Below are 15,119 nucleotides of genomic sequence, written 5' to 3'. Positions count from 1 at the left end.
TCCCTTTGACGCTGGCCGGTCAATCGCTAAAGTAGCAGCGATGATCGGCTTGCGCGGTTTACTGTTTGCACGAACCGCCTGAGCAGCGTTTGATGGGAATTCCCATGGTCTTTCATGCTATCGCCACCTGGCTTCTGCTCGCAGCCGTTCCGCTGTGGATCTACCGCTGGTATGCCTATGGCAGGCTCGACGTTCGGGAACGGCTTGTGTTCCGGCGGCTCCTGAAACACCGGCATGAAAAAGCCGTGTTTTTCGCCCTACGGATTTTCGGTTTTCTGGTCGCGTTGGCGGTTGCCGTCTTTGTGGTCGTCTTCGGTCTGCGTTACCTGAAATACGGCTCGCTGGAATTTGGCCCCTTCAGCGACATAGTCCACAGCCGCCTCTATTCGGGCCTTGATCCTTTCGACCGGCTACTGAACGAATTTCACTACCATCAGCCATTGCCGATCGCCGTTCTGACGACCTGCCTGGCGCTCAGCGTCGGTTTCACGCTTGTCACCAGTGCCATCAGGGATATCGTGCTGATGCGGAGGCTGCGGAGAAGGATCGAGGGGCAGAACACTTGAATACCGGCGTTGCCACGGCAACGCCCTGTGTGCTCAGAGGTGTTGCAGCACATTGACGAGGCGTCCGAATGGATCGCGGACGTAGAATCGCCGCACACCCCAGGGTTCGATTGCCGGGCCGTATTCGACCGGAAAACCGAGCGCCTTCGCCTTCTCGAGCACTTCCTCGAGATTATCCACTTCGACGGAAAGATCCGGGACGGGCGTTCCCGAGCCGCCTTCGCTGGCAATGCTGATCTGGGCCAGGGCGTGTCCGTCACCGGCATAGGTCACGATCCAGCCATGGTCCATCGCCAGGTTCATACCCAGGACGTCGCAATAGAACGTCTCTGCCAGGCGGGGCTCCCCGGAAGCTATGTTCGAAACGATCCGTTTGACAGCCAAGGCAGCTGAACCTTCCGAATTCAGCTGATCGGGACGACCGGTTCGTCCTTGGTGCGGCGGATCGTCAGTGCAGTGCGCACGCTATCGACATTGGCCGCCGCGGTCAGGTCGCGGATGATGAAATTCTGAAAAGTCTGCAGATCCGGCGAGACGCACATCAGCAGAAAGTCGACTTCGCCCGACAGCATGTAGCTTTCGCGCACCAGCGGCCAGCTTTGCACCGTCTGTTCGAAGGCAATCAGATCCGCCTCGGTCTGGCTGTGCAGCCCGACCATGGCAAAGGCCGTGACATCGTAGCCGAGCTGCTTCTCGTCGAGCAGAGTACGGTAGCCGAGGATAAGGCCCGCCTCTTCCAGCGCGCGGACACGGCGCAGGCAGGGCGGTGCGGAAATGCCGACCCGGCGGGCCAGCTCGACATTGGTCATCCGGCCGTCGTCTTGCAGTTCTTTCAGGATCTGCCAGTCAATGGCATCGAGCCGCGCTTTCACACCTGTCTCCTTCGAGCTTCACACGGGAACCGGTTGTGGGAAGATGTCCCAGATCCGGCCCTTCGTCTTGCGGGATTCGGGCATCCCGCGATAACGTGCGTTTCCGGTGCCGAATTATGATTTTTTGCGCGTTTGTGCAAGACTATAACAAAATTGCGCACGATTTCGAAAGATTACGATAGGGGAACCTCTCCAGACGATGCAGAGACAACCGGAGATTTCCCCCTCCTCCCTCTGGATTCTGACCGACGGCAAGGCGGGCGACCTGGCCCAGTGCGCCGGCGTCGCCGAGGCGATCGGTCTGCCTTACGAGACGCGCAAGGTCGCACCTCGCGCGCCTTATTCCTGGTGGCTGCCCTATGGCCCGACCGATCCGCGCGAGCGGGAAGACCGGCCCGGCAGCCCCATCGCCCCGCCTTATCCGGATATCGCGATTGCCTCCGGCCGCCGCGCTGCCGCCTATCTGCGCCGGGTCAAGCAACTCTCCGGTGGGCAAACCTTTACCGTTTTCCTGAAGGACCCGCGCACCGGACCGAAGACGGCGGACCTCATCTGGGTGCCCGAACATGACCGCCTGCGAGGTCCGAACGTTCTGGTAACGCCAACCTCGCCGCACAAGTTCTCGGCATCGGTCCTGGAAAGGCTGCGGTCGGAGTCCAACCCCGAGATCGACAGGCTCGGTGCCCCCCGGGTCGCCGTCCTCATCGGCGGCGACAGCCGTCACCACACATTTTCCGAGGACGACCAGACCCGGCTTTTGACCGGTCTCAGCGAAACTGCCGAGACGGCCAAAGCCAAATTCATGATCACCGCGTCTAGGCGAACCCCTGCGCCCCTCGCCGATGGCCTCGCCAGTCTTGCCAAGGCAGGCGGGCACCTCTACTGGACCGGCGGCGAGCCCAATCCCTACGGCCATTTTCTTGCCAAGGCCGACGCCATCATCGCCACGGCCGATTCCACCAACATGATCGGCGAGGCGACTGCGACCGGAAAACCCATCCATGTCTTCCATCCGGGCGGCGGACACGGCAAAATTACCCGGTTTCTGGGGACCCTGCAGCGCCTAGGTGTCATTCACCCCTTCCCAGGCCCGTTGAAAACCACTACCTACGAGCCGATGGATGCCACGCCCGCGATCGCCAGCCGCATCTTGAGCGACTACGCGGCCATGCGGCAGCAAGAAACAAACGCCCCTTAGGGTCAGACCTCCGGTCGAGGCCGGGACAGAAAACAGGACAAGGTGCGCCCATGAGCACGGACAAGAATACGGAACACAGCAAACTTCTGATCATCGGTTCCGGCCCGGCCGGTTACACGGCGGCGATCTACGCCGCGCGCGCCATGATCGAACCGACGCTGGTGGCCGGAATCCAGCCGGGCGGTCAGCTGACCATCACCACGGATGTGGAGAACTATCCGGGCTTCGCCGATCCCATCATGGGCCCCTGGCTGATGGAGCAGATGCAGAAGCAGGCAGAAAATGTCGGCACGAAGGTCCTCTATGACACCATCGTCAAGGCCGACCTTTCAGTCCGCCCGTTCCGCCTGGAAGCCGACAGCGGCACAATCTTCACCGCCGACACACTGGTGATCGCGACCGGTGCCCAGGCCCGCTGGCTCGGTCTGCCGTCGGAGCAGGATTTCATGGGCGCCGGCGTTTCGGCCTGCGCGACCTGCGACGGCTTCTTCTACCGAAACAAGGAAGTGGTCGTGATCGGCGGCGGCAACACCGCCGTGGAAGAAGCACTTTATCTGGCAAACCTTGCGTCCAAGGTGACGCTGGTGCACCGCCGTGACAGCCTGCGCGCGGAAAAGATCCTGCAGGACCGCCTCTTCCAGCATCCCAAGATCGACGTGATCTGGGACAGCCAGGTCGACGAGATCCTCGGCGGCGGCACGCCGAAGGCCGTGACCGGCGTGCGCCTGAAGAACACCCAGACCGGTGCTCTGCAGGAAATCTCAACGGACGGCGTCTTCATCGCCATCGGCCACGCGCCGTCGGTGGAACTCTTCAAGGACCAGCTGACGCTGAAGCCGAACGGCTACCTCGAAACAGCTCCGGATTCGACCAGGACCTCCATCCCGGGCGTCTTCGCGGCCGGCGACGTCACCGACGACATTTACCGCCAGGCGGTCACCGCTGCCGGCATGGGCTGCATGGCCGCGCTTGAAGCCGAGAAGTTTCTGGCCGAACATGAATCAGCAGCAACAAGGCAGGCCGCCGAGTAAGACGGCCTGACGGGTCCTGCGGAGGGGCACGCATGGATTGGGACAAATTGCGCATCTTTCATGCGGCCGCGCAGGCGGGCAGCTTCACGCATGCGGGCGACACGCTGCATATGAGCCAGTCAGCGGTCAGCCGACAGGTCAGCGCACTGGAGCATGATCTCGGTGTGCCGCTGTTCCACCGGCATGCCCGCGGCCTGCTCCTGACCGAACAGGGCGAACTGCTCTACCGCACCGCCAACGATGTCCTGATGAAACTCGAGGCGGTGCAGTCGAGCCTTTCGGACAGCAAGGACAAGCCCTCCGGCATCCTGCGCGTGACGACGACCGTCGGTCTCGGCTCCACCTGGCTCACAGCCCGGATCAAGAACTTCATCGATCTTTATCCGGACGTCGACCTGCACCTGATCTTCGACGACGACGAGCTCGACCTCGGCATGCGCGAGGCGGACGTGGCCATCCGCTTGCGTCAGCCGACCCAGCCCGACCTTATCCAGCGCAAGCTCTTCACGGTGCATTTCCACCTCTACGCGTCGCCGGAATATCTGCAGCGCTTCGGCACGCCTGTCTCGATCGAAGATCTCGATACGCACCGCCTGATCACCTTCGGCGAACAGGCGCCCGCTTATCTGCGCTCCATGAACTGGCTCGAAACGGCAGGACGCCTCCCGACCAGCCCGCGGCGCTCGGTGCTGAAGGCCAACAACCTTGTCGCCATCAAGCGGGCGGTTCAGAACGGCGTCGGCATCGCCATGTTGCCGGACTACATCATCGACAAGTCGTCGAACGTGGTACCGCTCATGGCCGATCTGGAAGACAAGGTGCCGTCCTTCGATACCTATTTCGTCTATCCATCGGAGCTAAAAAACACCGCCCGCGTCACCGCCTTCCGCGAGTTTCTGCTGACCTACGCGGAAAACTGGGCCTTTTAAGGTCTGTTGGGTCGTTGCCGGTTTCTAGCCCGTTACGGGCAAGCCCATGTGAGTGACTTCTCACCAAACGGGTTTGCAAGATTGCCTTCTCGGTGTCACCCCGGGCAAGCGCAGCGCAGAACCGGGGTCCACACGCATGGCCACTTATCAAACCGGGAAACTGTTTTGGTTGACGTACAACAGGTTCCAGCTCTCTGGAAACGAGTAGGCCCCGGGTCTCCTTTTGGTCGCCCGGGGTGACATCTGCGGTTTCCGCATTTCTTTTCCAAATGCGATTGCCTGCGACGAACCGGAGATGTAGCGGGCAGGTGTTAGAAGGCACCTTGGTCCATTCACGACCGTCGAGAATGAGGCATACTCACCTTTCACAGCATCCGGTCACAGATCCCGGCGAGGATCTTCGGTAGCTCGTCGAATGCATAGGGCATATGCACGCGTTCCAGCTTTTGATGGAACTCGCGCCCCCAGGGACCGATATTCACCATCGGACAGCGAAGCGCATCGTCCACCGGCTGGTCGATGAGCCAGGGTGCCGGCGTGTTTTCCGCAACGGTTCCGGCAGTCTCCGAGCGGGGCTGACCGAAAAAGCTCATGTCGGAAATACCCTCGAAATAGGGCCGCCATTTGACGCGCCGCGACAGATCTCCGTCCCGGCTTGCCAGCGTTTCGGTAATGGCTCTCTGAAGCGCCGCGTCGTGCGGATGGCCGGGATCCAGCCGGGTGGCCGGGTAATGAAGACTGGCAAAGCCGACGACCGCGAGCGGTCCCGAAAGACCGGCCCTGGTGACCAGCCAGTCCGTCAGCTCCCGGCTGACGGTCAGGGGATTGTCGACTGCCTTCAGCTCCGCCTCTTTTGTCCGCAGTGCCTCTCCAAACCCGTCCCCGATCCTGGCGGCGGCAACAGCCCTTAATTCAGCATAGGTGATGACACGCAGCGCAGCAGGGTCCGGCGTCGCCGGCATGCCGGATTTCTCCGCAAAGGCACGGGCATTGGCGGCGCTCCGCTCGATGACCGCCTGCGATGCGGCCTCAACCCTGGCGCGGAACCGGGCAAACAGATCTTCCGGCGTCAGGGAATGGTAAAGCCAGTTGAAGGCAAGCCAGGTCCGCTCCGGCGTGGTCACCTCATAGACTTGCCGCAGGTCTCGCGCCTCGATGCAGATCGGCGGCGGAGAGACCGCCGCATCGTCCTGATCGCAAAGCTCCGGATTGGCTTCGATGGAGCGCAGGATTTCCGCGCCGACAAGCTGCGCGCTGACGCCTTCGTATGGATAGCTGGCATGGGAGCTCTGGCCGACGACGAGGGCAAACGGCATCAGTTTGCCGATCGTGCCTGCAAAGACCGCCCTCCCCTCGCTGCCGTCGCCCTGGTCGGAGGAAACATCCATGTTGATCGCACCGGCAAGGTCAAGCTGCATGTCGCGTGTCAGCTCCGGCAGCCAGTTACGCAAGGCCCGCATGCCCCGGCTGTCCCGTTCCTCGTCCGGGCTGCAACACAACATGAGATTGCCCGCACGCTCTTCCAGGCTTGCATAGCGTTCCAGGACGGTGATGCCGGCGGCAAGGCCGCTCTTCATGTCGAGCATGCCCCTGCCCGGAAGGAAGTTCCCGGCCATCAGGTCGCTCAAAGCCTTTGTTTCCTGCGCGTTCAGGTCCCGCCCGGAAAGATCGTCGATCAACGCGTCCTTGAGCGCATGAGGGTCGCGCGAGAGCCCGGCCAGTTCGTGATAGTTGGTGACCGAAACCGTGTCGTAGTGCCCGGTCAGGGCCAGCGTCTTGCGCCCCTTGCCGCGAACGACCGCAACGACGTTGCGGGCCTTCGAATGGCCTAATGCATCGGCCAGCCGGATATCGGAGGGATTTTCCTGAAAATACGGGATCTCCTGCAGGATCGCGACCAGCTTATCCGCAAAGGCGGCTTCTTCGGGCGTCCCGGTCTCGCTCGCAATTCCGACAAGCCGGCAGGCAAGCTCTTCGACCCGCCTTGCCGGTTGCCAGTCTTCGATATTGACCCGGCTTCTTGTGTCCATTTTGTCCTGATGCATCATCCCGGCCCCCCTCTGCAATTGCTGCGATGCTTCCCAGACACCACGCACCGCTTGAAATGAAAACGCAAAAAGCTGTCAAATTTTTCAGAAACCTGACTATTATGACAGATCTTTCTCCGAAATCGTCAGAAAGCCCATGATGGACGAACTGGATCGCAGGCTTATTGCCGAACTCAGGATCAACAGCCGCGCTTCGCTGCCCAAACTGGCGGAGATCCTGAAGGTCGCGCGCGGCACCGTTCAGGCCCGCCTCGACAAGCTGATTGCGAGCGGCACGATCAAGAGCTTTACCATCCGCCTCAGCGACGACCTCCCCGAGAACATGCTGCGCGCCATCCTGCTGATCGAGCTTGCCGGCGGCAATGTCCGAAACACGGTCTCTTCGATCAAGCGCATTCCGGGCATCGCCTCCGTCTCCAACACCAATGGCGTCTGGGATCTCATCGCGGAGATTGAAGTTGCCGGCGTGCAGGAGATGAACCGGATCATTACCGAAGTCAGGCACATGAACGGCGTCGCAAAATCGGAAACGTTCATGCTTCTCGGGCCAGCGTGAATTCTGGTGCAATTTCAGGCATCCATGGGAAGTTCAGAGATTGGCCCGACCAGCCGCGCCTGCGATTTAAGCAAGGTGAAGATCGCAAAATGATCAGCCAGATGCGATTTTCGCTGTGGGCAAACGGGCTTTTTCACCTGAAATTAAAAAAGTTTCGGCCTGACCCCGATCGCCTCAATTAACTCAACCCACTGTAAATAAAACATTTTCCGGTTGAATTTTGACCTTCCGGTCAAGCTCTGCGTAAAATGCATAGCAGATCTGCGCCCCTGCCTCTTGTTTAAGCGGCTTGTGCACTGCATATAAGCATCACTGTTGGTCACACGGACATCACGTCCTCCTCCCAGTGATGTCTAGACCAGCTGTTCCCCTCTGGAAGGTGATTCCACTGGTTTCAGTGAATCAAAATAAACTGCCGGGTCCTTTAAGACCCGGCTCTTTTTTTGCCTATGCTTTGCTGCATCGCAACATTTTTTCCGATTCAGGCGAGTCTCACATGAACAGGAGCTCGCCCTTCATATCCTTGTAGAGATGCGCCACTTGCTCCTCGTAGCCGTTATAGAGCAGCGTGTTGCGGCGCTCGTCCGTCCCCAGAAGCCGCTCTGAAGACTGCGGCCAGCGGCGATGCGGCACCGACGGGTTCACATTTGCCCAGAAGCCGTATTCGGACGACTGGATCTCTTCCCAGAAACTCACGGGCCTCTCGTCGGTGAAGGAGATCTTCACGATCGACTTGATGCATTTGAAGCCGTATTTCCACGGGGTCACCAGACGGATCGGCGCACCGAACTGCTTGGCAAGCGGCTTGCCGTAGACGCCGGTGGCAATGAAGGCGAGCTCGTTGGTTGCCTCGTCCAGGGTCAGTCCTTCGACATAGGGCCAGGGATACCAGCTCTGTTTCTGGCCGCTGGCGACGGATGGATCGAGGAAGGTCTCGAAACGCAGGTATTTCGCTCCCGTCTGCGGTCCGGCCAGCTTCACCAGCTCTGCCAGTGCAAAACCGGACCACGGCACGGCCATCGACCAGGCTTCGACGCAGCGATGACGGTAGAGCCGCTCTTCCAGTGGCATCCTGGCAAGCAGGTCGTCGATGCCGATCGTCTGCGGATTGTCGATCATGCCTTCCAGCACCACCGTCCAGGGCCTGATCTCCAGCGCCTGTGCGGCCGGGAAGATCTGCTTGTGGGAGCCGAATTCATAGAAATTGTTGTACTTGGAAGCGAATTCCTCGTCGGTCAGGTCCCGATCGAGCGTGTAGGCCCCGTTGCGCTTGACCGGATAAAGCCCGGCACTCGGATCGCCTTCGGCGAAAGCCGGCCGTATGCCGATCCCGGACCCCAGCAACGCACCGGCCCCGGTCATGCCGGCCAGGATCTGGCGGCGGTTCAAAAACACATACTCGGGCGTCGCCTCGCGCTCAGGCAGGTCCCAGCTGCGCTTTTTCAAGATGTTCATCGTCAGTCTCCCGTTTGCCGCAGCAAACCGGAATCGGTCATCAATGGCAAATAACGCCCTGGTGACCGGGATGGGCGGCGAGGTGATCGGGGAAAGTAAAGTCGCACTGGAACCGCGACGAAAACGGTTGTGATCTCCGCGCAAGCGGAGACCCGGGAACCTACATACTATCTTCTGTCACAAAACCTGTGCCCGAGTGTCCCGGGTCCCTGGTGTTCGCTGCGCTGCGCCCGGGATGACGTCCGGTGAAAAAAGAGGGGCTGTGAAGCCCCTCTCCATATCCATTTCTGAAGGTATGCTTCAAGCCGCCTGTTTGCCGGACCTTTGCAAGGCCAGATCCGCCGCCTTGCCGGAAAGCTCGGCCATATGGTCGAACTCCGAGGTATAGCTGGCAACACCCGCCGTTGCCGAACGCAACTCGATGATCAGGTCGCCGATTTCAGCCTCGGGCATCAAGGCCTGCACCTCATCCCAGCCGGCCCAGTCAGGCCGGGCATCGAAGCCGAGGAGCTGCCCGCGCCTTGTGGAGACGATGGCGTTGACCTTGGCCGTCGCATCGCTTGGGCAGGCGATCACCACCTTGTGGATCGGCTCCAGCAGCACCGGCTTGCATTCCGGCAATCCCTCGCGGATCGCCAGGATACCTGCCATCTTGAAGGCCTGGTCGGAGCTGTCGACGGAGTGGTAGGACCCGTCCGTCAGGCAGACGGCGACATCCACCACCGGGAAACCGAGCGGTCCCTGCCCGAGCGCGTCGAGGACACCGTCCCGGACAGACGGGATATATTGCTTCGGTACCACACCGCCGGTGATCGTGTCGGAGAACTGAACCCCCTCCCCGCGTGGGAGCGGCTTGATCTCGATGACCACATCGCCGAACTGGCCATGGCCGCCGGACTGCTTCTTGTGGCGCCCGCGCAGCTTGGTGCTGCCGCGGATCGTTTCGGCGTAAGGCACGTGCGGCGTGTGCGCGGCAATGTCGAGACCGTATTTCCCGGCAAGCCGCTCCTGCGCGACCCTGAGATGCATCTCGCCCTGCCCGGCCATCAGCGTTTCCGCCGTCGTCTGGTTCTGGCTGACGACGAGGCCGCGGTCCTCTTCCACGAGTTTTGCAAGCGCCGCCGACAGGCGCACCTCGTCCTTGCGCTGGGTGGCGGCAATCGCCGTTGCCAGCACCGGACTGCGGCTATCGGGCTGCTGCGCGCTGGTGATCCTTCCGTTCTCAAAGGAAAGCAGGTCGCCGGTCTGCACATCGTCCAGCCGTCCGAGCGCGACAAGGTCTCCCTTGGAAGCCGTCGCGATCTTGGTCGCCTGCTGGCCGAAGACCGAAAAAAGCCCCGAGACCTTGATTTCCTGATCGCCGTTCAGGAACAGGGCATCGCCATCGGAGACAATGCCGTCCAGGACGCGGGAAATCGACAGCTTGCCCCCATGCTGGGTGTGCAGGGTCTTTACCACCTGCAGCGCCGACCGCGTGGTCTTGCCCAGAACCCGTTTTGCCAGCAGATCGACGCCCGGCACCTCGTGACGCAGCGCCTTCAGCAGCCGGCTGACACCGTTGCCATGCTCCGCAGAGCCGAAGAACACCGGGCAGATGAGGCTGTCCTGCATTTCGTTGACGAGATCCGCGAACACCTTGTCCCGGTCGGGAGCAATATCCTCCAGCAAGGCTTCCATCAGATCGTCGTCATGGTCCGCCAGGTGTTCCAGCATCGAGAAACGGGCTTCGTGCTCGCGTGTCCTGTCCTCATCGGACATGTCGATCTGGGTGCTTTCTTCCTTCTCGTGATAGACATGCGCCCGCTCCAGGGCGAGATCGATGAAGCCCGTCGCCTGGCCGTCCTCCCAGATCGGGATCTGCCGCAACACCAGCGGCACGGACGACGCCGGCTGCAGCAGGCCAAGCACGTCTCGCACCCGGCGGGTGCTCTTGTCGATCTTGTTCAAAAACAAAACCCGCGGAATGTCGCGGGCTTCAAGGGCTTTCAGGATGAGCTGCAGGGCGGGAACCTTGCGCTCATCGTCCTCGGCCACAACAACGGCGAGGTCGGCCCCGCTCAGCGCCCCGTCCATTTCACTCAGGAATTCCACCGATCCCGGGCAGTCGACGAAAATGAAGCGGTCGCCGAGATACTCCGCATCTGCAATGTTCACTTCCACGCTCATGCCATGTGCGCGCGCCTCCGGCGAGGCATCGCCCACCGTGTTGCCGTCGGCAACGGTTCCCTGACGGGCCACTTTGTCCGTTCGCGCCAGCAACGCCTCCAAAAGGCTTGTTTTGCCGCTGCCGAACGGACCAACTAGGGCGATGCAGCGCGGCGCACTGCCCGCAGCAGATCCTTTTCCGTTAGAAGAGTTAGCCATATTGAGCCTCCCGTTTGTTCGAGGATGTCCCCGCAACAACGCGGCACGGCCGGCGTAGTGGGACGCGGCCTGCCGCGTCACGCCCGGATGGGATCGAAGGCCAATTCCTGGGGCACTTAAACCCAGGCCCCGAAAAGCATGGTCCTTCGACCAGGGGCGGACAATCATCGTCGCGCCGATAAAGGCGGCTACGCAAGGGAAACTTACGCGGCAGCGCAGCAATTTTCTTCTGCGCCGGTTTGCTTTCGAGCGGCTTCTTCCCTGACTTCAAGGCCTTGGCGCCGCTTTTAGAACCACTGCCGGACTGCCACCTCGCCTTGCTCCCCTCCCGGGCGGCCATGGACTTCGGCCGGACCATTCCTATCTGACAGGAGAAGTCCCTGCCGTGCGGGGAAGACAGGAGCCACCGTGACCCGATGCCGTTTCATCGCCGCCGCAGTCCTCATAGGCCTGTTAACCGGGCCGTCGCTAGCACAGACCAACCAGTTGCGCGGCCTGCCGCAATCCGGCGTTTCCCGGCTGCCATCCGCCCAGCAGCAGCTCAATCAGAACCTGAACCGTCAGCAGAACGGTTTCTCGACACGGCAACAGATCGACAGCTCCAACCGGCTGAACCGGACGGAGCAGATAAACAGAAACAACACCCGGCCCGACACCACGACGACGCCCTGCGCGGGCGCCAACGAGACTTGCCGGAACAATGACTAGATCATCGGATGCTCAACCGGGGCCGGTTGAGCATCCAAAAGCGGATCGATCTAGTTGATCAGCTCGAGTGTCAGCTTGCTGACACCGAGTGTGAGATTGGTACCGGTCTGACTTTCCAGGCTGAACGGGTTGAGGGCAATCGACCGGTCGAAACCACCGACCAGCGCATTGGCCTTGATGCCGGCACCGACACTGGCGCCTGCCGTCAGTCCGGCATAGGTCCCGGCCAGCAGACCGGGCTTGCGGTTGGCGGACGGAGCCAGGACGCCCCAGACGAGCGTTGCCTGCTTGGTGCTGCCGATATCGAGGCCGTAATCCCTGACGGTTCCCTTGTAATTTTCAACCGCACCGCCGTCGACCGGCGAGAAACTGCAGCCGAGCGTTGCCGTGGAGCCGACGATGAAACTGTGTTCGCCTTCCACCAGACAGCTCACTTTGCCGATTTCAACTGTCGGGCTGTTTTCGTCGGCAAGGGCGGGCAAGGGCGCGGCAAGGCATGCGGCGGCAAGAACAGGCATCAAAAAACGCATGTGATTTACTCCCGATCCAACAAGGACGACCGCACGGTACCACCGGTTGCGGCTTCCGTCGTGATATGGCGCGCGAACATGCCAAAATCGGGGCAGGCCAAGGCTGATCGGTCTCCAATTTTGCCTCCCCCCTCAGACCGTCTTCCCGGACGCAGCGAAGCGAAGATCCGGGACCGGGGAGCCAATGACCATGACCAAAGCAATGCGAAGACAGAAACCCGTGCCTTCCCGGTCCCGGCTCGCGCTTTGCTCGGCCTGGATGACAATGGTTGGATTATCTGTTTTCTAAAAAGAAAGGGCGGCTCACGCCGCCCTCTCGTCATTCCGCCAAGTGGAACGGATTATTTCAGGTTGCCGCAGAAGCGCTGGATGCGAGTGCAGGCTTCTTCCAGGGCTTCGGTTGAGGTCGCATACGAAATGCGGAAGTTCGGGCCAAGGCCGAAAGCAGAGCCGTGAACGACCGCAACGCCTTCCGATTCCAGGAGTTCTGAGACGAAGTCTTCGTCGGTCTCGATCACTTTGCCGGACGGCGCGGTCTTGCCGATGGTGCCGGCGCAGGACGGGAACACATAGAACGCGCCTTCCGGAACCGGGCAAGTGATGCCCTTGGCCTGGTTCAGCATGGAGACAACCAGATCGCGGCGGCCCTTGAAGGTCTCGTTGTTCTTCGGAATGAAGTCCTGGGTGCCGTTGAGTGCCTCGACAGCCGCCCACTGGGCGACGGAGCACGGGTTGGAGGTCGACTGGGACTGCACCTTGGCCATGGCCTTGATGAGGTCGGCCGGACCACCGGCATAACCGATACGCCAGCCGGTCATCGAATAGGCCTTGGAAACACCATTGACCGTCAGCGTGCGCGACAGCAGCGCCGGTTCCACCTGGGCCGGGGTGGTGAACTTGAAGTCGTCATAAACGAGGTGCTCGTACATGTCGTCGGTCATCACCCAGACATGAGGATGCTTCATCAGGACGTCGCACAGCGCCTTCAGCTCGGCTTCCGTATAGGCGGCGCCGGACGGGTTGGAGGGCGAGTTGAAGATCAGCCACTTGGTGCGTGAGGTAATCGCTGCATCAAGCGCTTCCGGCGTGATCTTGAAGGTGGACTTGTCCGCTTCCACGATCACCGGCTCACCGCCCGCCAGCAGCACCATGTCCGGGTAGCTCACCCAATAGGGCGTCGGCACGATGACTTCATCGCCCGGATTGATGGTGGCGATCAGAGCATTATAAAGCACCTGCTTGCCGCCGGTGCCGACGGTGATCTGGTTGACGTCGTAGGTGAGGCCGTTTTCCCGCTTGAACTTCTCGACGATCGCCGCCTTCAGTTCCGGAATACCGTCGACGGCGGTGTACTTGGTCTTGCCGTCGTTGATGGCCTTGATCGCGGCCGCCTTGATGTTGTCCGGGGTATCGAAGTCAGGCTCACCGGCACCGAGGCCGATGACGTCGCGGCCTGCGGCCTTGAGCTCGCGTGCCTTGTTGGTGACGGCGATGGTCGCAGAAGGTTTCACACGCGCCAATGCGTCAGCAAGAAAACCCATAATGTCCTCCAGGGGGAAACGGGGATAACAGCGCGCGGACCGTAGATCCGTGCGCTGCGGAAAACAAGACCAAATGCGGCCCGAAACGGGATGATTTCAGCCTGTTTGGGCCAGTTTGCCGGCGTATCTTTCGATGACGGCCGCGTCAAGCGGACCACCATGCCCGAGAAAGAACCTTTTTGCTCCCCGTCGCAGCAACTCGCGCAGCGAGGCTGCCACGGCAACAGGATCTTCCTCGAAGGGCGGCGGCTTGGGCCTGCCCTTGAAGGCAAGGCCGCCGAGCAGGATGCCGGAGGCCGCCAGATCACCCGCAATCGCGTCTCCAGTCTCAAGCAGAACGGAGATCGATCCCGGCGTATGGCCAGGGGTCGGCACGACTGTGCCGGGAACACCAAAGGCGCCTAGATCAAGCACGTTTTCTCCCGTCAGCAGGATGTCGGGCTCGACCGCAGCAAATGGCCTCTCTATGGCGCCGGTCATCTTGAAGAGCTTCCCGAATATCCCGGTAGGACGCAGGACCGGTGCCTTGCCCCGGCAATAGGAAAGATCGGCTTCATGTAATACGAGCGGTGCGCTCGAGAGCTGCCGGATACGGGCTGCGCTGCCGGCGTGATCGATATGGCCATGGGTGACGACGATGAGCTTCAGATCCGTGAAGGCCAGCCCCGCTTCGTCTAGCACTGCGCGGATCCGGCTTTCGCTGCCGGGCAATCCCGTGTCGACAAGTACGGCACCGTTCGGTGACGTCAGCAAAAAGGCGTTGACCATGCCGAGGGGCAGGATGGGAATGGATCTGATCTCAATGTCGCTCATGTTTGCCGCCAAAGGTTCAAGGATGTTAGCTTTGACCTCACCTAAGCGGCGGCGGAAGAGCGTTCAATTAGGCACCTTTAGGTAACCCGGGCGGCGGCTGCCGCTGGAGCGGACCGGCGGAGACGGAAATGAGCGAAACCTTCAAGGGACCCTGGCGCCTCGCCGGTACGGATGACTGTCCCGTCGCCGACACGCTCAAGAGCATCGGCGGCAAGCACACGCCGCGCATCCTGCATTGCCTGACCGTCCAGGATCATCATTTTCTGGAATTGCAGCGCACGCTGCCTGCGATCAGCCGCAAGGTTCTGACCGGGGAACTGCGCCATCTGGAGGAAATCGGGTTGGTATGCCGGACAGAGCTTGACGACGCCCGCCGCCGTGTCCGTTACAGCCTCACGCCAAAGGGCCGCGGCCTGGCGGATATCCTGAGGCAGATGTTCATCTGGGCGCTGGAACATCGCGGCGAAGAAACCTCTTCCGCCGCCTGACCTCTGGCATGGGCAACCGG

General features: G+C 61.2%; 15 protein-coding genes. 7 read left to right on the top strand and 8 right to left on the bottom strand.

The genetic code is table 11. The features are described 5' to 3' along the window. Positions 1-104: 104 nt before the first annotated feature. On the top strand, positions 105-566 hold the full coding sequence (locus tag ACX3M4_RS26130; protein WP_459355902.1) for a hypothetical protein: 462 nt from the start codon (positions 105-107) through the stop codon (positions 564-566). A gap of 33 nt (positions 567-599) precedes the next feature. On the opposite strand, the gene ACX3M4_RS26125 is transcribed toward ACX3M4_RS26130, so the two are convergent. Then, positions 600-950 (bottom strand): VOC family protein, encoded by a 351-nt coding sequence (locus ACX3M4_RS26125; protein ID WP_459355901.1) that lies wholly within the window; start codon positions 948-950, stop codon positions 600-602. Positions 951-970: 20 nt separating this feature from the next. Beyond that, a complete protein-coding gene (locus tag ACX3M4_RS26120) occupies positions 971-1,438 on the bottom strand; it encodes an Lrp/AsnC family transcriptional regulator (RefSeq protein WP_459355900.1) in 468 nt (155 codons plus the stop codon). Between the two features lie 199 nt (positions 1,439-1,637). On the opposite strand from ACX3M4_RS26120, the gene ACX3M4_RS26115 reads away from it, so the two are divergent. Genes ACX3M4_RS26115 through ACX3M4_RS26105 form a run of 3 tightly spaced genes read left to right on the top strand, consistent with a single transcriptional unit; the run spans position 1,638 to position 4,596 of the window. After that, positions 1,638-2,636, top strand: coding sequence for a mitochondrial fission ELM1 family protein (locus ACX3M4_RS26115; protein WP_459355899.1), 999 nt, complete (start codon positions 1,638-1,640; stop codon positions 2,634-2,636). 50 nt (positions 2,637-2,686) lie between these two features. After that, the gene (gene trxB, locus ACX3M4_RS26110; RefSeq protein ID WP_459355898.1) at positions 2,687-3,667 is read left to right on the top strand and encodes a thioredoxin-disulfide reductase; all 981 of its coding nucleotides are present in this window, start codon (positions 2,687-2,689) and stop codon (positions 3,665-3,667) included. A gap of 32 nt (positions 3,668-3,699) precedes the next feature. After that, complete coding sequence (locus tag ACX3M4_RS26105; RefSeq protein ID WP_459355897.1) at positions 3,700-4,596, top strand: LysR family transcriptional regulator; 897 nt, start codon at positions 3,700-3,702, stop codon at positions 4,594-4,596. Positions 4,597-4,961: 365 nt separating this feature from the next. On the opposite strand, the gene ACX3M4_RS26100 is transcribed toward ACX3M4_RS26105, so the two are convergent. Next, positions 4,962-6,641 carry a M20/M25/M40 family metallo-hydrolase gene (locus ACX3M4_RS26100; RefSeq protein ID WP_459355896.1) on the bottom strand — a complete coding sequence of 560 codons (1,680 nt, stop codon included), beginning with the start codon at positions 6,639-6,641 and terminating at the stop codon, positions 4,962-4,964. 139 nt (positions 6,642-6,780) lie between these two features. Between ACX3M4_RS26100 and ACX3M4_RS26095 the strand changes: the two genes are divergently transcribed. Further along, complete coding sequence (locus tag ACX3M4_RS26095) at positions 6,781-7,200, top strand: Lrp/AsnC family transcriptional regulator (RefSeq protein WP_459355895.1); 420 nt, start codon at positions 6,781-6,783, stop codon at positions 7,198-7,200. Positions 7,201-7,692: 492 nt separating this feature from the next. Here the strand turns inward: ACX3M4_RS26095 and msrP are convergent, their stop codons facing one another. Further along, complete coding sequence (msrP, locus tag ACX3M4_RS26090) at positions 7,693-8,655, bottom strand: protein-methionine-sulfoxide reductase catalytic subunit MsrP (protein ID WP_459355894.1); 963 nt, start codon at positions 8,653-8,655, stop codon at positions 7,693-7,695. Positions 8,656-8,955: 300 nt separating this feature from the next. Further along, a complete protein-coding gene (locus ACX3M4_RS26085; RefSeq protein WP_459355893.1) occupies positions 8,956-11,019 on the bottom strand; it encodes an elongation factor G in 2,064 nt (687 codons plus the stop codon). A 408-nt stretch (positions 11,020-11,427) separates the two neighbouring features. Between ACX3M4_RS26085 and ACX3M4_RS26080 the strand changes: the two genes are divergently transcribed. Continuing rightward, the gene (locus ACX3M4_RS26080; RefSeq protein ID WP_459355892.1) at positions 11,428-11,727 is read left to right on the top strand and encodes a hypothetical protein; all 300 of its coding nucleotides are present in this window, start codon (positions 11,428-11,430) and stop codon (positions 11,725-11,727) included. A 50-nt stretch (positions 11,728-11,777) separates the two neighbouring features. Here the strand turns inward: ACX3M4_RS26080 and ACX3M4_RS26075 are convergent, their stop codons facing one another. The 3 genes from ACX3M4_RS26075 to ACX3M4_RS26065 all read right to left on the bottom strand — a co-directional run bounded on the left by ACX3M4_RS26075 (position 11,778) and on the right by ACX3M4_RS26065 (position 14,611). Beyond that, positions 11,778-12,257: a DUF992 domain-containing protein gene (locus ACX3M4_RS26075; RefSeq protein ID WP_459355891.1), complete on the bottom strand. Its 480-nt coding sequence runs from the start codon at positions 12,255-12,257 to the stop codon at positions 11,778-11,780. A 341-nt stretch (positions 12,258-12,598) separates the two neighbouring features. Beyond that, positions 12,599-13,798, bottom strand: coding sequence for a pyridoxal phosphate-dependent aminotransferase (locus ACX3M4_RS26070; RefSeq protein ID WP_459355890.1), 1,200 nt, complete (start codon positions 13,796-13,798; stop codon positions 12,599-12,601). Positions 13,799-13,894: 96 nt separating this feature from the next. Next, a complete protein-coding gene (locus ACX3M4_RS26065; protein ID WP_459355889.1) occupies positions 13,895-14,611 on the bottom strand; it encodes an MBL fold metallo-hydrolase in 717 nt (238 codons plus the stop codon). Between the two features lie 128 nt (positions 14,612-14,739). Here ACX3M4_RS26065 and ACX3M4_RS26060 point away from each other — a divergent pair, with 128 nt between their 5' ends. Then, a complete protein-coding gene (locus ACX3M4_RS26060) occupies positions 14,740-15,099 on the top strand; it encodes a winged helix-turn-helix transcriptional regulator (protein ID WP_459355888.1) in 360 nt (119 codons plus the stop codon). The last annotated feature ends 20 nt before the right edge of the window (positions 15,100-15,119 follow it).

Source organism: Roseibium sp. M-1 (assembly GCF_054515675.1).
This window is presented reverse-complemented; position numbering and strand designations above follow the sequence as displayed.